Origin of the sequence: Candidatus Dorea massiliensis AP6, from assembly GCF_964245105.1 — a bacterium.
Lineage (GTDB): Bacteria > Bacillota > Clostridia > Lachnospirales > Lachnospiraceae > Laedolimicola > Laedolimicola intestinihominis.
In genome coordinates, this window is sequence record NZ_CAXTKW010000024.1 from 1 (window position 1) to 19,178 (window position 19,178).

General features: G+C 51.4%; 18 protein-coding genes, 3 tRNA genes and 2 pseudogenes. 20 read left to right on the forward strand and 3 right to left on the reverse strand.

Translation table 11 applies throughout. The annotated features are described in order from the left end of the window. The first annotated feature begins 170 nt into the window (after positions 1-170). From pyrH to rseP, 6 genes are all read left to right on the forward strand, one after another. Positions 171-866, forward strand: a complete 696-nt coding sequence (pyrH, locus tag ACESZP_RS17100) for a UMP kinase (RefSeq protein ID WP_178038220.1) — start codon at positions 171-173, stop codon at positions 864-866. Positions 867-887: 21 nt separating this feature from the next. After that, the gene (gene frr, locus ACESZP_RS17105; RefSeq protein WP_178038221.1) at positions 888-1,442 is read left to right on the forward strand and encodes a ribosome recycling factor; all 555 of its coding nucleotides are present in this window, start codon (positions 888-890) and stop codon (positions 1,440-1,442) included. 118 nt (positions 1,443-1,560) lie between these two features. Further along, positions 1,561-2,280 carry an undecaprenyl pyrophosphate synthase gene (gene uppS, locus ACESZP_RS17110; RefSeq protein WP_499709859.1) on the forward strand — a complete coding sequence of 240 codons (720 nt, stop codon included), beginning with the start codon at positions 1,561-1,563 and terminating at the stop codon, positions 2,278-2,280. A gap of 1 nt (position 2,281) precedes the next feature. Next, entirely contained in the window at positions 2,282-3,091 is an 810-nt protein-coding gene (locus ACESZP_RS17115; protein ID WP_499709860.1) for a phosphatidate cytidylyltransferase, read from the forward strand. 27 nt (positions 3,092-3,118) lie between these two features. Further along, complete coding sequence (gene dxr / locus ACESZP_RS17120) at positions 3,119-4,261, forward strand: 1-deoxy-D-xylulose-5-phosphate reductoisomerase (RefSeq protein ID WP_499709861.1); 1,143 nt, start codon at positions 3,119-3,121, stop codon at positions 4,259-4,261. 1 nt (position 4,262) lies between these two features. Continuing rightward, positions 4,263-5,294 (forward strand): RIP metalloprotease RseP, encoded by a 1,032-nt coding sequence (gene rseP, locus ACESZP_RS17125; RefSeq protein WP_178038225.1) that lies wholly within the window; start codon positions 4,263-4,265, stop codon positions 5,292-5,294. Between the two features lie 148 nt (positions 5,295-5,442). Here rseP and ACESZP_RS17130 read toward each other — a convergent pair whose 3' ends face one another. Both ACESZP_RS17130 and ACESZP_RS17135 read right to left on the reverse strand, forming a co-directional pair. Further along, positions 5,443-6,123: an LrgB family protein gene (locus ACESZP_RS17130; protein ID WP_499709863.1), complete on the reverse strand. Its 681-nt coding sequence runs from the start codon at positions 6,121-6,123 to the stop codon at positions 5,443-5,445. After that, positions 6,116-6,487, reverse strand: coding sequence for a CidA/LrgA family protein (locus ACESZP_RS17135; protein ID WP_499709864.1), 372 nt, complete (start codon positions 6,485-6,487; stop codon positions 6,116-6,118). Before ACESZP_RS17135 ends, ACESZP_RS17130 begins: the two co-directional genes overlap by 8 nt. Positions 6,488-6,613: 126 nt before the next feature. Here ACESZP_RS17135 and ACESZP_RS17140 point away from each other — a divergent pair, with 126 nt between their 5' ends. From ACESZP_RS17140 to ACESZP_RS17165, 6 genes are all read left to right on the forward strand, one after another. After that, on the forward strand, positions 6,614-7,447 hold the full coding sequence (locus tag ACESZP_RS17140; protein ID WP_499709865.1) for an N-acetylmuramoyl-L-alanine amidase: 834 nt from the start codon (positions 6,614-6,616) through the stop codon (positions 7,445-7,447). Between the two features lie 201 nt (positions 7,448-7,648). Next, complete coding sequence (locus ACESZP_RS17145; RefSeq protein ID WP_499709867.1) at positions 7,649-9,487, forward strand: efflux RND transporter periplasmic adaptor subunit; 1,839 nt, start codon at positions 7,649-7,651, stop codon at positions 9,485-9,487. 10 nt (positions 9,488-9,497) lie between these two features. Then, complete coding sequence (locus ACESZP_RS17150) at positions 9,498-10,211, forward strand: ABC transporter ATP-binding protein (protein ID WP_440322924.1); 714 nt, start codon at positions 9,498-9,500, stop codon at positions 10,209-10,211. Further along, entirely contained in the window at positions 10,205-11,491 is a 1,287-nt protein-coding gene (locus tag ACESZP_RS17155) for an ABC transporter permease (protein WP_499709869.1), read from the forward strand. The genes ACESZP_RS17150 and ACESZP_RS17155 overlap by 7 nt, the downstream gene beginning before the upstream one ends. A gap of 188 nt (positions 11,492-11,679) precedes the next feature. Further along, positions 11,680-12,858: an iron-containing alcohol dehydrogenase gene (locus ACESZP_RS17160; protein WP_178038231.1), complete on the forward strand. Its 1,179-nt coding sequence runs from the start codon at positions 11,680-11,682 to the stop codon at positions 12,856-12,858. 177 nt (positions 12,859-13,035) lie between these two features. After that, positions 13,036-14,085 carry an L-threonylcarbamoyladenylate synthase gene (locus tag ACESZP_RS17165; protein ID WP_499709871.1) on the forward strand — a complete coding sequence of 350 codons (1,050 nt, stop codon included), beginning with the start codon at positions 13,036-13,038 and terminating at the stop codon, positions 14,083-14,085. Positions 14,086-14,324: 239 nt separating this feature from the next. On the opposite strand, the gene ACESZP_RS17170 is transcribed toward ACESZP_RS17165, so the two are convergent. Beyond that, positions 14,325-14,407 (reverse strand) — tRNA-Leu (locus tag ACESZP_RS17170). A 183-nt stretch (positions 14,408-14,590) separates the two neighbouring features. Here ACESZP_RS17170 and ACESZP_RS17175 point away from each other — a divergent pair. The 8 genes and pseudogenes from ACESZP_RS17175 to ACESZP_RS17210 form a co-directional block, all read left to right on the forward strand. Beyond that, positions 14,591-14,675: transfer RNA gene (locus tag ACESZP_RS17175), tRNA-Leu, on the forward strand. 4 nt (positions 14,676-14,679) lie between these two features. Further along, positions 14,680-14,762, forward strand: a tRNA-Leu gene (locus tag ACESZP_RS17180). Positions 14,763-14,868: 106 nt separating this feature from the next. After that, a complete protein-coding gene (locus ACESZP_RS17185) occupies positions 14,869-16,236 on the forward strand; it encodes an MATE family efflux transporter (RefSeq protein ID WP_499709872.1) in 1,368 nt (455 codons plus the stop codon). 139 nt (positions 16,237-16,375) lie between these two features. Further along, a pseudogene (locus ACESZP_RS17190) lies at positions 16,376-16,912 on the forward strand (SLC5/6 family protein); the annotation flags it as partial. A 156-nt stretch (positions 16,913-17,068) separates the two neighbouring features. Beyond that, a complete protein-coding gene (locus ACESZP_RS17195; protein ID WP_178039174.1) occupies positions 17,069-17,539 on the forward strand; it encodes a YbaK/EbsC family protein in 471 nt (156 codons plus the stop codon). 113 nt (positions 17,540-17,652) lie between these two features. Continuing rightward, positions 17,653-18,360 carry a hypothetical protein gene (locus tag ACESZP_RS17200; RefSeq protein ID WP_178039175.1) on the forward strand — a complete coding sequence of 236 codons (708 nt, stop codon included), beginning with the start codon at positions 17,653-17,655 and terminating at the stop codon, positions 18,358-18,360. 115 nt (positions 18,361-18,475) lie between these two features. Then, positions 18,476-19,045, forward strand: coding sequence for a helix-turn-helix domain-containing protein (locus ACESZP_RS17205; RefSeq protein WP_499709873.1), 570 nt, complete (start codon positions 18,476-18,478; stop codon positions 19,043-19,045). Between the two features lie 72 nt (positions 19,046-19,117). Then, positions 19,118-19,178, forward strand: a pseudogene (locus tag ACESZP_RS17210) (recombinase family protein); the annotation flags it as partial.

Sequence of the window (19,178 nt, forward strand, 5' to 3'; positions counted from 1 at the left end):
AGAAAACTTTGATTCTGAAACATATCTCAAGGATGCTCTGTCTATTAATTTCCTACAGTAAATTTACCCGAACCTTACGCAATCCCTCATTGAAATAGGGTGGGAATGTGTGATATACTAAATCTAGTATTGAGCAGTGCGTGCGCTGCGGACTAAAAGGAGATCCGAACATGAAACGAGTATTACTGAAATTAAGCGGTGAGGCTCTCGCAGGTGAGAAGCACACGGGCTTTGATGAGGCTACGGTTCTGGGCGTGGCGAAGCAGGTCAAGACCCTGGTGGACGATGGCATTCAGGTGGGCATTGTCATTGGCGGCGGCAATTTCTGGAGAGGCCGTACCAGCGAGAATATGGAGCGTACCAAGGCGGACCAGATTGGCATGCTGGCTACGGTTATGAACTGTATCTATACCTCTGAGATTTTCCGTTCCGTGGGAATGAAGACGCAGGTATATACCCCCTTTGTATGCGGCGGTTTTGCAAAACTGTTTACCAAGGATGATGCAGTAGCGTTCCTGGAGGAGGGCGGCGTAGCGTTCTTTGCGGGCGGCACCGGACACCCCTATTTCTCCACAGATACCGGCACGACCCTTCGTGCCATTGAGATCGAGGCCGACGTAATTCTGCTGGCAAAGGCCATCGACGGCGTATACGACAGCGACCCGAAGGTGAATCCGAATGCCAAAAAGTATGACGAGATTTCCATCGCTGAGGTGGTTGACAAGCGTCTGGCTGTGATGGATCTGACCGCTTCCATCATGTGTATGGAGAATAAGATGCCGATGCTGGTATTCGGTCTTGAGGGAGAGAACAGCATCGTAGACACTGTAAGAGGTAAATTCAACGGAACCAGGATTACCGTATAAAATAAATCGGAGGATTTCAACATGGATGAGAGATTAAAAGTATATGAAGAAAAAATGACAAAGTCTTACGACGCTATGATTCGTGAGTTCACAGCTATCCGCGCAGGCCGTGCCAATCCGCATGTACTGGACAAGCTGAAGGTAGATTACTACGGAACCCCGACCCCGATTCAGCAGGTTGGTAATATCTCCGTGCCGGAGCCCAGAATGCTGCAGATCCAGCCCTGGGAGAAGAGCCTGATTAAGGCCATCGAGAAGGCGATTATGACTTCTGATTTAGGTATCACGCCGTCCAACGACGGTACTGTGATCCGTCTGGTATTCCCGGAGCTTACCGAGGAGCGCAGAAAAGATCTGGTAAAGGATATCAAGAAGAAGGGAGAGGCTGCCAAGGTAGCTATCCGTAATATCCGCCGCGACGCCAACGAAGTATTCAAAAAGCAGAACAAGGCCAATGAGATTTCCGAGGATGATATGAAGGATCTGGAGACCAAGACCCAGAAGATGACGGACAAATACATTGCTGATATTGATAAGGCAGTGGATGAGAAGTCCAAGGAGATCATGACCGTATAAGGGTCTTTACGCCAAAAAATAAGAGGGGACGGGTGGTGTATTTGTGCTGCCCGTCCCATTGTGCGATTCAAGGACATTGTATACAATGCCGCAACAGACACACGGAGGAAGTAAAAATATGGAAAAAGATATCAAGATTCCGCAGCATGTGGCCATCATTCTGGACGGTAATGGCCGCTGGGCCAAATCCAAAGGCATGCCCCGCAATTACGGCCATGTCCAGGGAGCCAAAACGGTGGAAACCATCTGCCGGGAAGCCTGGAACATGGGCATCAAATACCTGACAGTTTACGCCTTTTCCACAGAGAACTGGAAGCGTCCCCAGGACGAGGTGGACGCGCTGATGAAGCTTCTGCGGAACTATATGAAGAACTGTCTGAAGACCGCGGAGAAGAATCACATGCGGGTTCGCGTGATCGGCGACAAGACCGGACTGGCGGAGGATATCCGGAAGAGTGTGGCGGAGCTGGAGGAGGCGTCGAAGGGTAACGACGGCCTGAATTTCCAGATTGCCATTAACTACGGCAGCCGGGACGAGATGGTACGAGCCATGAAGAAAATGGCGGCAGATCGGGATGCGGGAAAATTAAGCGCAGCGGATATCAGCGAGGAGACCTTTGCAGAGTACCTGGATACCGCAGGCATCCCGGATCCGGATCTGCTGATCCGCACCAGCGGTGAGCAGCGGCTGTCCAACTATCTCTTATGGCAGCTGGCTTATTCCGAGTTTTATTTTACCGATGTACACTGGCCGGATTTTTCCAAAGAGGAGCTGGAAAAGGCCGTTCTGGCATATAATAAGCGTGACCGGCGTTACGGCGGCGTAAGGGAGGAATAAGATGAAGTCGTTTTTTACAAGGCTGATAAGCGGTATTGTACTGCTGGCGATTATTATTTCCACCGGTATCGTGGGCGGCCCGGTGCTGTTCGGATTCACACTGCTGATTTCCCTGATTGGATACTGGGAGTTCCTGCAGGTATTTGGCCTGGAGAAAAAAGCGCCGGGTATCTGGGGCATGATTTTCGTGGTGCTTTATTACGGAACTGTATACATGGGCGAGGCTCTGAATCTGGCGGGTCCGCTGCTTCTGGTAGCTTTCCTGATGGTGCTGATGAGCGTCTATGTGGTGACCTTTCCGAAGTATAAGACCGATGAAATCACCGCGCCCTTTTTCGGACTGGTATATGTGGCGCTGATGCTTTCATTTCTGTACCAGACCCGTATGGTTCCCATTGAGGGAAAGAATACGCCTATCGTGTATTTCCTGATTTTTATCTGTTCCTGGGGCTGCGATACCTGTGCCTATGCGGTGGGTATGCTCATCGGGAAGCACAAAATGGCTCCGATTTTAAGTCCGAAGAAATCCATTGAGGGCGGCATCGGCGGTATCGTGGGCGCGGCGCTTTTAGGCGCCATCTACGGTATGATTTTTGACCTGGACATCCGGGGCTGCGTGATTCTGTGCGCGGCAGGCGGAGCAGTATCCCAGATTGGCGATCTGGCGGCTTCCGCAATCAAGCGAAATCATAACATTAAAGACTATGGACATCTGATTCCGGGTCATGGCGGTATTCTGGATCGGTTCGACAGCGTTATTTTTACCGCACCGATTATTTATGCGCTGACCCTGCTGGTGTTCAGTCGATAAGTTCCAAAAAACAATGAGGAGAATACGATGAAAAAAATAGCAATCTTGGGCTCTACAGGCTCCATCGGGACCCAGACCCTGGAAGTGGCGAGAAATAACGGTGATCTGGAGATTGTGTCTCTGGCAGCCGGAAGCAATATCAAGAAGCTGGAGGAGCAGATCCGGGAATTCCATCCCCGTCTGGTGGCAGTTTGGACCGAGGAAAAGGCGAAAGAGCTGCGCGACGCAGTGAAGGATCTGGATGTGAAGGTGGTATCCGGTATGGACGGTCTCATCCGGGTCTGCACTCTGCCGGAGGCGGAAATTGTCGTGACGGCCATCGTGGGAATGATAGGAATTGTTCCTACTATTGCGGCCATGAAAGCGGGAAAGGATATTGCACTGGCCAATAAGGAAACATTGGTAACCGCAGGGCATATCATTATACCACTGGCGAAAGAGACCGGCGTGAAGATTCTGCCGGTGGACAGCGAGCACAGCGCCATTTTCCAGTGCCTGAACGGTGAAAACCGCAGCCAGCTTAAGAAAATTCTGTTGACAGCCTCCGGCGGACCTTTCCGTGGAAAGAAGCTGGGGGATCTGAAGAATATCCAGGTGGAGGACGCCCTGAAGCATCCCAACTGGGCCATGGGCCGGAAGATTACCATCGATTCTTCTACTCTGGTGAATAAGGGTCTGGAAATGATGGAGGCCAAATGGCTTTTTGGCGTGGAACCAAAGGATATCCAGATCGTGGTACAGCCCAAAAGTATCATCCATTCCATGGTGGAATTTGTGGACGGCGCGGTGATTGCCCAGCTTGGCACACCGGATATGAAGCTGCCGATTCAGTATGCCCTGTATTACCCGGAGCGGCGCTTCCTGCCGGGCGATCGTCTGGATTTCTGGAAATTGCAGGAGATTACCTTTGAAAAGCCGGATATGGAAACGTTCCGGGGGCTGAAGCTTGCCTTTGACGCAGCGGCAGCGGGCGGTTCCATGCCCACGGTCTACAATGCGGCCAATGAGCGGGCGGTAGCCAAATTTCTGGATCGGAAGATTGCGTATCTGCAGATTCCGGAGATTATCGAGACCTGTATGGGACATCATACAGTAAAAGAGAATCCGTCTGTGGAAGAGATTCTGTATACAGAGCAGGCGGTATACGAATTTATCGAAAGCAGGTGGTAAGTTGAAGATTATACTTGCGCTTCTGATATTCAGTCTGATCGTGCTGTTTCATGAGTTTGGTCATTTTCTGCTGGCGAAGCGGGGCGGTATCGGCGTGACAGAATTTTCATTAGGCATGGGTCCCAGGCTTTTCAGCAAACAGATCGGCGAAACTCGGTATTCGGTGAAGCTTCTGCCTTTCGGCGGTTCCTGCATGATGGTGGGAGAGGACGGTGAGAGCAACGAGGAGAATTCCTTCGGCAGCAAATCTGTCTGGACCCGGATTTCCGTGGTGGCGGCAGGTCCCATTTTCAATTTTATACTGGCCTTTTTCCTGTCGCTTTTTATCGTCGGCAGCATCGGCTATGACGCGCCGGACATCGTGGCGGTCATGGACGGCTATCCGGCAGCGGAGGCGGGCATGCAGCCGGGAGACCGGATTGTGCAGATGAATAAGACACATATCCACGTGTACCGGGAGGTCAGTCTCTACGTGCAGATGCATCAGGGGGAGACTGTGACCGTGACCTATGAGCGGAATGGCCAGCGTCACGCGGTAACACTGGAGCCGAAAATGAGCGAGTATGGCACGTATCTGCTGGGCTTTCAGGGCTCCGGCATGCGGACAAAAGGAAATATTTTCCAGACGGTATATTACAGCGCTTATGAGGTGAAATACTGGATCAGCACCACGCTGAAGAGTCTGGCTATGATGTTCCACGGCCAGGTGAGCGCCGACGATATTTCCGGTCCGGTGGGAATTGTGAATACCATTGGAGAAACCTATGAGGCCAGCAAGTCGGACGGCGGTTTCTACGTATGGCTGAATATGCTGAATATTTCGATTCTCCTGTCAGCCAACCTGGGCGTGATGAATCTGCTGCCGATTCCGGCGCTGGACGGCGGACGGCTGGTGTTTCTCTTTCTGGAAGTCCTGCGACGCGGTAAACGAATCGACCCGGAGAAGGAAGGCATGGTGCATTTTGTGGGGCTGATGCTTCTGATGGCATTGATGCTGGTGGTAATGTTCAATGATTTCCGGAATATTTTGTAGAAGCATTGAAAAAGGATGCTTCAAAAAGGAAAAAATGCCGAGATGAACGGAAAACGGAAAATACGGACTGTGAGCAGATGTACCGAAGTATAAGAAAACGGGAAGGACTTTTGAGAGCCTTCCCGCTTTTGTTTGTCAATGCAATATTTTATAAAAGTACCATGGAAATGATCACGGTCAGGATTCCGCACACGCCGATGGCCAGGCCGCTCATGGCGCCCTCGGTCTCGCCAAACTCAATGGCTTTCGAGGTGCCCACTGCATGGCTGCAGGCTCCAATGGCCAGACCGGCGGTAATCGGGTTCTTTACCCGGAAAAGCTTGATCAGATACGGGGCCAGGATGCTGCCCAGGATGCCGGTGAAGATCACCGCGATGACGGTCACCGGCACGATGCCGCCGTGGGTCTGGCAGACCTCCACCGCGATGGGAGTGGTGATGGATTTCGGAAGCAGGGAGGCAGTCATGGCCTTGTCCAGGCCGAACAGCTTGCAGAGCACATAGACGCTGCCCATGGAGGACAGAGAGCCCGCGGTGCAGCCCACCAGAATCGGGATGGCATTTTCCTTCAGAAGCTGAAGCTTCGTGTAGATGGATACCGCCAGGCAGGCTGTGGCCGGAGCCAGGAACATATTGATGACGGCGCCGCCTTCGTTGTAGCTGTCATAAGGAATGTCGAACACCAGCAGAATAATCACGATTATGAGGATTGCAATCAGCAGCGGGTTGCAGAAAGGCGATTTCAGCTTCTTCTGAAGCTTTTCTCCGGCCCAAAAGGCCAGAATGCTGAGCGCAATTCCGAAATAGGGGGAAGCCCAAAGTTCACTCATGACGGCCTCCTTTCCTGCGGGAAAGCAGATACATGGTAAAGCGCACGCTGTAAGCTGTGGCCGCAAAGGTAATAATGGTAGTCAGTACACAAATCAGCAGCAGGGGCAGCCAGTTGGCCTTCAGAATATCCAGATAATTGATGACATTCACGCCTGCCGGGATAAAGAAGAAAGCCATGTTGGCCAGCAGAAAGTCCGATTTCTCCCGGATATGGTCAATCTTCAGAAGTCCGGTCAACAGAAAAAGAAAGAGCAGAATCATACCGATGACGCTGGCCGGAAAGGCAAAGGGCAGAAAATGCTCAATCAGCACGCTTAAAGCGCAGATGGAGAAAATAATCCCCACTTGTTTGATGATTTTCATAACATGTCTCCTCATATGTCAGTTTTGGTCAAAACCGTTTCCTATCATACACCAAACAGGCGAATTGCACAAGATGATTTTTCTGTGCATAAGATAGGAAAAAAGAGACAGTATACAGGAGAATTTATGGTGGAAAAGATTGTACTCGACGCAGGGCACGGCGGAAGGAACCCAGGCGCTACGTACCAGGGCCGCCGGGAGAGCGACGACGCCCTCCGCCTGGCCGTGGCAGTGGGAAATATTCTGGAAGAAAATGGATATGATGTGATCTATACGAGAACAACGGACGCCACTCAGTCGGTGGGGCAGAAGGCAGCCATTGCCAATGAGGAGGGGGCCGACCTGTTTATCTCCATTCACCGGAACGCTTCGGATTATCCGGGCCAGTACAACGGCGTGCAGACCCTGATTTATGATGATTCCGGATTTAAAAAGGAGATGGCCGAGAATATCAACGCCAACCTGGAGGCATTGGGCTTCCGGAACGCGGGCGTGGATATCCGTCCGAACCTGGTGGTCTTAAACAGCACCCGGATGCCGGCCCTTCTGGTGGAGGCGGGCTTCATCGACAGCGACAAGGATAATCAGCTCTTCGACAGCCGCTTCCAGGCCATGGCCCAGGCCATCGCCGACGGCATCATGGAGACCCTGGAGGAGCCGCCAGTGGCAGCAGTGCCTGATCCGCCGTCCGCCGACGATATGTCTATGACCGGCCAGCCGGAGGAGACATCCGTCCCGGCAGAAGAACTCTACCGGGTTCAGGCCGGAGCCTATCGGGAGCGAGAGAACGCCGAAAACCTCTTAAGCCTTCTGGAAAATGACGGCTTCCCGGCCTATATCATTTGCCATGACGGGCTTTATAAAGTGCAGATCGGCGCGTACGCGCGCTTAAGCAACGCCATCGCCATGGAGCGGGAGGTGCGGGAGAAGGGGTATAATACCTATATTACGACCTATTGATGTTCCAGAGGATAGCAGCCGGGGCGGTATGGAACGCTCCGGCTTATTTTGAGTTCCGGGAACACAGGAAAATCACACTTTCTACACCCATTCCTCACACCTTTTACAAAAAACAAACACATTCCCCCTTTACAATGAATATCAGTCAGCGCCGGGATTTAAGAGGCGCAGGAACTAGGCGTTTATGAAGGAGGATGAAGCGTGAAGCTGTGGAAGAAAAAGGTGAAGGAATTTGGTAAAGATTTTGAACAGTCAGAAGAGTTCGAAAAAAATGAAGAAATAGGGGACGCGGAAGAATTTGAGACAGAGGAGCCGGGAAAGGAACCTAAGGTTTTGGAAAAGCTGAAAGGCGCAGGCCGAAAAATCGGCGGCTTCGTAAAGAAGCATAAACTTTTGACCATACTTCTGGTACTGGTTCTGATTGCGGCTATTGTGGCAGGCGTCATCTGGCGGGGAAAAGGTAAGAAACCACAGATGCAGGCGATGACCATCGAAACAGCCCGGATAGAGAAAATGGATCTGACCAATTCGGTCAGCGTCACCGGAACCCTGGCTACGGCCAACGGCAAAACCGCCAGCACGACGTTGAAGGATATCAAAGTCACCAAGGTTTACGTGGAGGTTGGCGACGAGGTGCAGGAGGGCGACATTATCTGTACCTTTGATTCCTCGGATATCGAGGACGCCCTGGCGGACGCAAGGAACAACTATGCGGTGAACCGGCAGTTGGATGCTTTGGATAATTATGAGACCCAGTACCAGGATACCGTTTCGGATGCGGAGGATAGTCTGCAGGACGCCAAGGATACCCGGGATGCCTATAAAAATGCGTATGCCAATGCCCAAACAGCCGAGCAGGAGGCGCTGGATAAGCTGAACAGTGTCAAAGCCCAATATGATACCGACAGCTTGAAAAATGCGTACGATCAGGCCGCCAGCGCCTTGAAAAGCGCCATTGAGGCAGTGGACAGTACCGTGACGATTACCGACCTGGAAAGTTATTTAAGCAGTGTAAACGGTTCCCTGCCGGAAAGCTGCAGCAGCGCATACAGCGCCTATCAGAACGCAAAAGCTGCTTACGGGGAGGCGCAGAAGGCTGTCAGTGAAGCGCAGAGCGCTTACGAGCAGACCCAGGCGGCAGCCAGCCAGGCTTACAGTGCTTACAGCCAGGCGCAGTCCGCCAGGGAACAAGCTCAGGATCAGTACGACAGCACCGTGGAGCAGGCAGAAAAGACCTATGAGAAGGCAAAATTACAGGATCAGCTGGTGAGTGACGACGATGCTCTGAACAAGATTGAAGATTATGAGGAGCAGCTTAGCGACTGTACCGTCTATGCTTCCATGTCCGGCACCATTACAGCCCTGAATGTGGAGGAGGATAACGTATTCGCGGGCGGTACCATTTACGAGATTCAGGATGTGCATAACTTTGTCGTGGACGCCACTGTAGACGAGTACGATGTGGTCAATCTGGAAAAGGGACAGATTGCTTATGTGAAGACGGATTCTCTGGGGGATGAGGAGCTGGAGGGCGAGGTTACCTACGTGGCGCCCACCGGAACTACCGGTCAGACTATGGGTTCCGACAGCGGCACAGCTTCCTATGAGATTCAGATTACTCTGAACGAGCCTCAGGATAAGCTGCGAGCCGGTATGACGGCTTCGGTCAGCATTGCGCTGGAGGAGAGCAGGAACGCGCTGGCAGTGCCCTATGACTGCGTGCAGACCAATGCGGGCGGCGACAGTGTCATTTATGTAGATGACAATGGCGAGAAGAAAGAGGTCAAGGTAACGACCGGCATCGAGACTGATTATTATACGGAGGTTATCAGCGATGAACTAAGCGAGGGCATGACTGTATATTTGTCTACGCCCTTGCAGCAGAGCACAGGTCAGAGTGGTTCCGATGACGCTGGCAGTCAGGATGGCGTCACCTTCAACTTCGGAGGCGGCGGAGATATGGGCGGCGGTCCTTCCGGCGGATCCGGCGGACCGGGCGGCAGAGCATCCGGCGGCGGTGGCGCTCCGGGCGGATTCTAAGGAGGCGGCCATGACAGAAGAACAGAACATCATCGATTTAAGACAGATTGTGAAACGGTTTTATGTGGGCCAGCCCAATGAGCTGGAGATCCTGCACAGCATCGATTTACAGGTGAAAAAGGGCGAGTTTGTGTCCATCGTAGGCGCATCGGGTTCCGGCAAAACTACGCTGATGAATATCATCGGCGTGCTGGACCGCCCCACCAGCGGGGCCTACACCCTGGACGGTGTGGATGTTGCGGGCGCCAAAGACAAAGAACTGTCCGGTATCCGTAACCGGAAGATTGGTTTTGTATTCCAGACCTACAACCTGATCAGCCGTACCACGGCCCTCCGCAACGTGGAGCTGCCCATGATGTACGCAGGCGTGGGCAAAAAGGAACGTCAGGAGCGGGCAAAATACTATCTGGAAATGGTCGGCATGAGCGAGCGGATGACTCACAAGCCCGACGAGCTGTCCGGCGGTCAGAAGCAGCGCGTGTCCATCGCCCGGGCCATGACCAACGACCCGTCCATCATCCTGGCAGACGAGCCCACCGGCGCTCTCGATTCCGTTACCGGACGGAAAATCATGGATATTTTCCATAAGCTCCATGAGGAGCAGGGCAAGACTATCGTGCTGATTACCCATTCCAATGAGCTGGCCTCTGAGACGGAGCGCATCATCACCCTGAAGGATGGCTGCATCATCGGAGAGAGAAAGGGGAGTGGAGCGCCATGTTAATCGGAGAAAATATCATGCTGGCCCTGAACGGTCTCTTGGCAAATAAAATGCGCGCCCTTCTGACCATGCTTGGTATCATCATCGGCATTGGCTCAGTCATCGCTATCATGAGTGTGGGTAATTCCATCAGCAGTTCTGTGACCAGCTCCATGGAGGACATGGGCGTCAACAACATCACCCTGGGCGTGTCCCAGAAGAGTACCAGCGAGACCAGCACGGCGGATGGCCGGGTCTTCATGGGCTTTTCCCGGGGCAGCACCATGGATGACGAGGATTACATCACCGACGAGATGCTGGACGCCATGAAGGAGGAATTTGCCGATTCCATCCGTGAGATTCTCTTAAGCGAGTCCGCAGGAAGCGGCGCCGCCGAGGATGGGAACCTGACGGCAAATGTGACACTGACCGGCGTAAACACAGCATATCTGGAAAATGAGGATTTGACGCTGCTGGCAGGCCGTACCCTGACAGAGACCGACCAGACTAAAACTAAGAGGGTGGTGCTGGTATCCGACAAGCTGGCGGACAGTTTATTTGACGGCGATTACGACGCGGCAGTGGGCAGCGAAGTACAGGTCTATGTGAGCAACCGGTATTACAGCTACGCCATCGTGGGCGTCTACGAATACGAGGACAGTGGCTTCACCACAGAATCCGACGACGATATTTACACTTCCTTATATATGCCTCTGGAGGCAGCACGGAATCAGAATCATTCTACAGCCGGTTATTCACAGCTAACCATTGTGACGGCCTCCGGCGTGGATTCCACCAGCCTCTGCACGGAGCTGGAAAACTGGTTTAATAACAGCTATTACCGGAACAACGACAGCTTCGAAATCAGCGCTAGCAGCATGGAAAGTATGGTTTCCTCCATGACCAGTATGCTGTCTACGGTGTCCATTGCCATCTCCGTCATCGCAGGAATTTCCCTGCTGGTAGGAGGTATCGGTGTTATGAATATTATGCTGGTGTCCATCACGGAACGAACCCGGGAAATCGGCACCCGAAAGGCTCTGGGGGCTACCAACGGCTCCATCCGGCTTCAGTTTATCACCGAATCCATTGTTATCTGCCTGCTGGGCGGCTTCATCGGCATTGTGCTGGGACTTATTCTGGCAGCGGTGGCGACCAATGCCCTGGGCTACGCGGCGAAGCCCTCCGTGGGCGGTATCGTATTTTCCGTGACCTTCTCGATTCTCATCGGCGTATTCTTTGGCTATTATCCGGCCAACAAGGCGGCAAAGATGAATCCGATTGAGGCGCTCAGATACGAATAGGAAGAAATAAAAGAAAAAGTCAACGCACCCAAAGTACGCCTGAAGGACGAAGTGTGCAAAAATGTAACAGAAAAAAGCTATTCTATGCCCTTGCGGGAAGGAGAAGGAAAACGTATAATAAAAAGGAGAATGCAGGAAATATCGAAAGAGAACGCTGGAAGAGAAAGTGAGACAAAGGAGGAGGTCACATGAACGGATTTCAGTATTACACACCCACAAAGGTAGTATTCGGAAAGGATACAGAACATCAGGCCGGAGCGCTGGTACGGGAGTTTGGCGGAACGAAGGTGCTGGTGCATTACGGAAAGGGAAGCGTGAAACGGAGCGGTCTTCTGGATCGGGTGTTTCAGTCTCTGGACGAGGCAGGAATTCCCTGGGTAGAGCTGGGCGGCGCAGTGCCGAATCCCCATCTGTCCCTGGTTCATGAGGGGATTGAGCTTTGTAAAAAAGAAGGGGTAGACTTCATTCTGGCAGTAGGAGGCGGAAGCGCCATTGACTCTGCCAAGGCCATCGGGTATGGCGTCAAATACGACGGCGAGGTCTGGGATTTTTATGAAAAAATCGCGGTGGCGAAGGACTCCGTCCCGGTAGGCGTGGTGCTGACTCTGGCAGCCACCGGAAGTGAAATGAGCAATTCCTCTGTCATTACCAATGAGGAGGGCTGGCTGAAGCGGGGCTACAGCAGCGATCTGGGCAGGCCGAAATTCGCGATTATGAATCCGGAGCTGACCTATACCCTGCCGGAATATCAGACCATGAGCGGCTGTGTGGATATTATGATGCACACCATGGAGCGGTATTTCTCCCATGAGATGAATACGGAGCTGACGGACAGTCTGGCGGAGGGTCTTTTAAAGACAGTGATGCATCAGGCAAAGATTCTGCTGAAAAATCCGCAGGATTATGACGCCCGTTCTGAGATTTTCTGGGCGGGAAGTCTGTCCCACAACGGGCTGACCGGCTGCGGCAGAGTGGGTGACTGGGCCTGCCATCAGCTGGAGCATGAGCTGGGCGGCATGTTCGATGTGACCCACGGTGCGGGACTGGCGGCAGTCTGGGGAAGCTGGGCACGCTACGTATATATGAATGACATTCCGCGTTTTGCTAAATTCGCAGTAAATGTCATGGATGTTCCGTATAATTACGCAGATCCGGAGAAAACTGTTCTGGAAGGTATTGAGGCGCTGGAAGATTTCTTCCGTTCCATCCATATGCCCACCAGCGTCAGAGAGCTTGGTGTAGAACTGACGGAAGCGCAGATTCTGGAGCTGGCCTACAAGTGCAGCCATATGGATAAGCGGACCATCGGCGGCATTCAGAAGCTGACCAGATCAGATATGGCGGAAATCTACCGGATGGCGAAGTAAATCTTGTATGAGTGGTACCCTGGCAGAAATGTCAGGGTATTTTTTTGCATGGACAGTATGCAATCGGAGATTTGAAGCAGAGAGAAATATTATGTGCTGTGAATAAAGCGGAGGCTTGAAAAATCACCTGGAAAATGATACAGTAGCATCAGAATTTAAGTATAAGCAGGTGAAAAATTGGATACACAGGTAAGAAAACTAGATTATGACAACATCGATCCGGAGATCATGAAAGAGGCCGGCGACATCATCCGCGCAGGCGGATTGGTGGCCTTTCCCACCGAGACTGTCTATGGCCTGGGCGGAGACGCCCTGAATCCCCGGTCGTCCATGAAGATTTACGAAGCTAAGGGACGCCCCTCGGACAATCCTCTGATTGTACACATAGAAGAACGGGCGGATCTGTATAAAATTGCGAAGAAGGTTCCGGAAAAGGCAGAAAAAATGATGGATGCCTTCTGGCCGGGACCACTGACTCTGATTTTCCCCAAGACGGATCGGGTACCTTCCGAGACCACAGGCGGCCTGGATACGGTAGCAGTGCGGATGCCGAGCGACGGGATTGCGGCGGCCTTTATCCGGGCTGCAGGCGGTTTTATTGCGGCTCCCAGCGCCAATGTATCGGGTCGTCCCAGCACGACTACGGCAGCCCATGTGATAGAAGATCTGTCCGGACGGATCGAGATGATTCTGGACGGCGGCCAGGCAGTGATTGGTCTGGAATCTACCATTGTGGATATGAGTGTAGAGCCTCCGGTCATTCTGCGCCCGGGCGCCATCACAAAAGATATGATGGAAGCAGTCATTGGTCCGGTAGAGATTGATAAGGCGATCATCGCTCCGAACTCAGGCGTTAAGCCCAAGGCTCCCGGTATGAAATACCGCCATTACGCGCCCAGAGCCGATTTAACCATCGTGGAAGGCCCTAGTGACAAAGTAGTCGAGACCATGAACCGGCTGGCGGCAGAGGCCGAAGAGAGCGGTAAAAAAGTAGGTATGATAGCCACCGACGAGACAAAGTCCCGTTATCCCCACGGCATTGTCATGAGCCTGGGAGCACGCAGTAACGAAGAAGAGATCGCGCAGCACCTCTTTGAAGTACTCCGTAAATTCGACGACACGGATGTGGATTGTATCTTCTCCGAATCCTTCGAAGACGCCGCCATCGGTGCCGCCATTATGAACCGGCTGCTGAAGGCAGCTGGACATAAAGTAGTACGGGTATAGCCATCTAGTTTATATCAAAAACCAGAAACCAGGAGCGGCGGAGGACTTTCTTCTAAGATAGTGTCCGGCTTTTCGCGCACTGGTGTCTGACTGGAGCGGACCTTGAGTCCGAGCCAGACAGACGCCTGTCCGTGAAACGTCCGAACACTTCAGAAGAAAATCCTCCGCCGCTCCTGGTTTTGTCCGTCCGTGAAACGCAAATAAAAAAGGCTTCCAGATAACTCTGAAAGCCTTAACCATGCAGGAGATGGGACTTGAACCCACACAGCCTTGCGACTACAGGCACCTGAAGCCTGCGCGTCTGCCATTCCGCCACTCCTGCGAACAAATAGTATCTTATCAGAAAGTGTTCTTATTGTCAACACTTTTTTGAAATTATTTTCAAATTTGTAAATTTAAAAATCGAATAAAAAATTTTGAAAAAAGTTCGGGAAAACAGTTGACATTTGTTAAAAGCGGTGTTATTATAATCAAGCGCGTTGACGAAGCGGGCAAACAACTAAATGCGGAAGTGTCGGAACTGGCAGACGAGCAAGACTAAGGATCTTGTGATTATTGCAATCGTGTGGGTTCAAGTCCCATCTTCCGCAGTGAGCAGGAGTGGCGGAATGGCAGACGCGCAGGCTTCAGGTGCCTGTAGTCGCAAGGCTGTGTGGGTTCAAGTCCCATCTCCTGCATAAAGGTCTCAGATGAATTCTGAGACCTTTTCTTATGTAATAGGAAATTCCGATGGAATCCCCTATTACATAAAAATATTATCGCACTCGGCGGAGAGAAATAGAGATGGAAGAACGAAAGAAAACAAAAGAAATGGATATGCTGAACGGCGGCCTGGCGGGGAAGCTGATTCTGTTTGCGGTTCCGCTGGCTTTCAGCAGTATTCTGCAACAGCTGTTTAACTCAGCCGATGTGGCGGTGGTAGGCCGGTTTGCGGGCTCTCAGGCTCTGGCGGCAGTGGGAAGCTGCGTGGCATTGGTGGGAATTTTTGTCAATCTGATTGTGGGACTGGCGGTGGGTCCCAATGCGGCTCTGGCCAATCTGATCGGCCAGAGAAGGCGGGACAGCATAAGCCGGATGGTGCATACGATTATGACCTTCGGGGCAATACTGGGAATGATTTTGCTGGCTGTCGGTATACTGACGGCACGGCTGGTGCTGGAGGCTTCCGGAACTCCGGAAACAGTCATCAATGAGGCATTATTATATATCCGCATTTATTTTATCGGACTGCCCTTCATGGTGCTTTATAATTTTGGATCTGCCATTCTTCGAAGCTATGGCGACACGAGACGCCCCATGTATTACCTGATCCTGTCCGGCATTTTAAATGTGGTTCTGAACCTTCTGCTGGTCATCGTATTTGGTCTCGGCGTGGCAGGTGTCGCCATTGCCACGGTTATATCTAATGTGCTGAGTACAGTGCTGGTAATGGTTCATCTCCATGCAAGAACAGATGAATTTCAATTCTGCTTCCACAGGCTGTGTATCGACGGCGCTGATTTAAAAAAGGTACTGCTGATTGGAATTCCGGCGGGCATCCAGGGCGCGATTTTTTCCGTGTCCAATGTATTTATCCAGAGCGGTATCAATTCCTTTGGAGAGGACGCCATTGCGGGATCCTCCCTGGCGCTGAATTTTGAATATTTTACGTATGATATTGCCAACGCCTTTGCCCAGGCGGCAGTAACCTTTACCAGCCAGAATTTTGGCGCGGGGAATCTGAAGCGCTGCAAGCGGATCTTCTGGCTTTGTATGCTGTTTGGAATAGGCTTTACCGAGATTTTGAGCATTATTTTTATGATCTGGGACGAATTTTTCGTAGGAATCTATACCGTCAGCAGCAGTGTGGCGGTCTATGGCCTGGTGCGGATGCATCATGTCTGCTCGCTGGAGGGACTGACAGCTACTTATGAGGTGGAGAGCGCGGCGCTCCGGGGTATGGGAAAATCCCTGGAACCTTCTATTATCACAATTCTGGGAACGGTTGTATTCCGTATGATCTGGCTTCTGACGGTATTTAAATGGTTCCCCACCTATGATATGCTGATGAATGTTTACGTAGCTTCCTGGGTATGTACGGGCGGCGCGATCTTTGTGGTCTGGTTTCTCTATATGCGAAAAATGGAAAAGCGCCAGGCTGAACTTGTATAGGTGATATGTAGTAGAAACTGTACAGGAAAATTTTGAAAAGACCTTGTTCTTTTATGAAAATCGATCTATAACGCAAAAAGACAATAAAACAGACGGGAGCTTGTATACAGGCTGAGAGGAAGGTGTGACCTTTGGCGCAGTCGTTTACGGTCTGGTAAGCTGCTGGATGTATGTGATTGGTATGGGAGCCGCGATTTTTACCGGAGAGTCGGATATCGCGCAGATTATGGTAAAGGCCGGGCTGGGGATCGCAGGCCTTCTGATCATTGTATTCTACACCGTGACCACCACCTTCCTGGACGCGTACTCCGCAGGTATTTCCAGCGAGTCTCTGGGAGAGAAGATCCATGGAAAATGGGTAGCGGTTGTGGTGACTGTGATCGGTATTGCAGGAGCCATCCTGTTCCCCATGGACGATATCACGGACTTCCTGTATTTCATCGGATCTGTTTTTGCGCCGATGATTGCCATTCAGATTGCGGATTTCTTTATCCTGAAAAAGGCAGAGAGCAAAAGAGCCTTCGAGTGGAAGACGCTGGTACTGTGGCTTCTGGGCTTTGTCATTTACCGGTGGCTGATGAATGTGGACATGGTCGTAGGCAATACTCTGCCGGATATGGTGGTTACCATTGTGCTCTACGTAGTTGCAGAGAAGCTGGCGGGAGAGAAGAAGTAGGCGTTACATAAAAGAATGGAAAGAGGGGCAACACCTGATAAAAAGCGGAATCGGAGAAAGGAATCTTCGATTCCGCTTTTTATTTGCCTGTCAGCGTGGTAGAATAAAACAAAATGCGCAAAGGAAGCAAAAGAGAAGACAGGAGGAAGAAACACCATGTCGCAGAAAAGAGCAGAAAATTACTTGGAGCAGAAAGGGTTCTTAGATCACGTAATCCGTCTAGAGGCATCTACGGCCACCGTGGCGGAGGCAGCGGACGCATTGGGGGTGGAGCCGGGCATGATAGCCAAGACCATGTCCTTTCTGCTGGATGACCAGCCGATACTGATACTGACGGAAGGAACGGCCAGAGTAGAGAATCGAAAATACAAGGATACTTTTCATATAAAAGCGAAAATGATTCCCTTTGAAGAGGTGGAGCAATGGATCGGCCATGCTCCGGGCGGGGTCTGCCCCTTCGGCATCAACGATGGTGTGAAGGTCTATCTGGATGAGAGCCTACGCCGCTTCGAGACCGTGTATCCGGCAGCAGGGGACGATCACAGCGCGGTGAAGCTTACCATTCCGGAACTGGAAGAGGTGGCGGGAGCCGTTGGGTGGGTAGACGTCTGCAAGGAACTTCAGTAACGATATCTGTCCCTATTATCATGAACTGTAAATCTGCGGGATAAAATTCTGCTTTTCTGTAGTAAACCTGAAAAAGAAGCGTTTATATAAGTAAAGGGAAGGAGGATTATCCTATGAAAAAAAGACTTAGTCTGTTACTGATAACAGCCGCCGCAGCCACATTTCTGACAGCCTGCGCCAGAGGCGCGCAGACTCAGGACACCGTCGGATCCGAGCCCCAGGTACAGACCGGCGATGCAGTGTCTGAGGAGGAGAGCACAGATGGTTCCGGTGACGCAGCCACACTGCCCGATCTCACGGAATCCCGCCCGGTGGCTTATGCGCCCTGTGTCCGGGTGAACGGCGTCATTTACCAGGATACCGGGTTCTTAAGCAGCATGGTTGGCTGCGGTAATATGGATGGAAAGATTACCACTTCAGTGGAAAGCACCCAGCTGCCTGCCAAAGACGATGAAGCCAATTTCGGAAAAGGGTATGGCTACCAGTTCGGCGCGGACGACACCCTGCTTGTGTACTGGGACGACGAACCCCATATCTTCCGGAATGTGGATTCTGTGGACACGTCGATCCCGGCGGAGGTACTGCATTTCACGGCTGAGGTAAAGGAAGTAAACGAGGGGAATCTTCTGGTGACCTACATCGCTGTGGCCGACGGCTTTCAGGAAATGTCCGCAGGCGACTATGTGGTTTCCACAGATAATCTGATGGACGAGGTACAGACCGGCGACACCGTGGAGATCTGGTTTAGCGGTTACATCCAGGAGACCGACCCGGCCCAGATCGGACTGGCATACCGGATTGAAAAAGTGAATGAAAAATAGAAAAGTCGTCAAAATGTCGATGATACACAAAGAAAAGTCGTCATTTTGACGACTTTTCTTTACATGTAAAAAAAATGTGATAAAGTACATAAAAAGAGGCAGGACATGGAGAAGAATGATGGAAGAAAAACGATTTGCCGTAGAGGCTACAATTTCAACCGAAGAAATGAAAAGAATAAGAAAGAAACTGGATCTCACACAGAAAGGATTTGTGGGTTTGCTGGGTTGCTCCAAAAAGACAGTGGAACGCTGGGAAAAAGAACCTGCAAGCGGACCGGTTGTCTTGCTTATGAAGCTTCTGGAGCGTAACATGGATTATATAAAAGAACGGGAAATCCCTTCGCAAAACCTGCCGGTCAGAATGTGGTACATGTATAAAGAAAAGTACTGTACTTTAATCGATTTAGACGAAACAAAGAACCTGATTCAGATAAAAAATTATACGGACAATGTAATGTTCCGGGCGTTTGGAAAAAAGGAACATCCGGATATGGATGATTATCGCGCGTTTCTGGAATCGCGCTGTTTTCCGGAAAGCAGAGACAAGATGAAGCTGGTGCTTCAGGATTTGGGGCTGCCCTTTTATGATCCCTATTTGATTATTCAGAAGACGGAAGGAAGAATGGCGGAGGATGATTTCTGGCTCCGGATAGAAAAGGGAAAGGGTGATATATGCTCTAAGTGACTTCTTAATCATGATTTTGTCATGGTTAGTGAAGCAATCACTTAGAGCATTTTTGCTTCAGGAGGTACAGCCATGAGAAATGAAAAAATTACCCCACTGTACGAGCGCCTGAGCCGGGACGATGAGTTACAGG

Coding starts and splice junctions, on each gene's coding strand:
- pyrH (WP_178038220.1), top strand. CDS start 171: ATGAAACGAGTATTACTGAAATTAAGCGGTGAGGCTCTCGCAGGTGAG.
- frr (WP_178038221.1), top strand. CDS start 888: ATGGATGAGAGATTAAAAGTATATGAAGAAAAAATGACAAAGTCTTAC.
- uppS (WP_499709859.1), top strand. CDS start 1,561: ATGGAAAAAGATATCAAGATTCCGCAGCATGTGGCCATCATTCTGGAC.
- ACESZP_RS17115 (WP_499709860.1), top strand. CDS start 2,282: ATGAAGTCGTTTTTTACAAGGCTGATAAGCGGTATTGTACTGCTGGCG.
- dxr (WP_499709861.1), top strand. CDS start 3,119: ATGAAAAAAATAGCAATCTTGGGCTCTACAGGCTCCATCGGGACCCAG.
- ACESZP_RS17130 (WP_499709863.1), bottom strand. CDS start 6,123: ATGAGTGAACTTTGGGCTTCCCCCTATTTCGGAATTGCGCTCAGCATT.
- ACESZP_RS17135 (WP_499709864.1), bottom strand. CDS start 6,487: ATGAAAATCATCAAACAAGTGGGGATTATTTTCTCCATCTGCGCTTTA.
- ACESZP_RS17140 (WP_499709865.1), top strand. CDS start 6,614: ATGGTGGAAAAGATTGTACTCGACGCAGGGCACGGCGGAAGGAACCCA.
- ACESZP_RS17150 (WP_440322924.1), top strand. CDS start 9,498: ATGACAGAAGAACAGAACATCATCGATTTAAGACAGATTGTGAAACGG.
- ACESZP_RS17155 (WP_499709869.1), top strand. CDS start 10,205: ATGTTAATCGGAGAAAATATCATGCTGGCCCTGAACGGTCTCTTGGCA.
- ACESZP_RS17160 (WP_178038231.1), top strand. CDS start 11,680: ATGAACGGATTTCAGTATTACACACCCACAAAGGTAGTATTCGGAAAG.
- ACESZP_RS17185 (WP_499709872.1), top strand. CDS start 14,869: ATGGAAGAACGAAAGAAAACAAAAGAAATGGATATGCTGAACGGCGGC.
- ACESZP_RS17195 (WP_178039174.1), top strand. CDS start 17,069: ATGTCGCAGAAAAGAGCAGAAAATTACTTGGAGCAGAAAGGGTTCTTA.
- ACESZP_RS17200 (WP_178039175.1), top strand. CDS start 17,653: ATGAAAAAAAGACTTAGTCTGTTACTGATAACAGCCGCCGCAGCCACA.
- ACESZP_RS17205 (WP_499709873.1), top strand. CDS start 18,476: ATGATGGAAGAAAAACGATTTGCCGTAGAGGCTACAATTTCAACCGAA.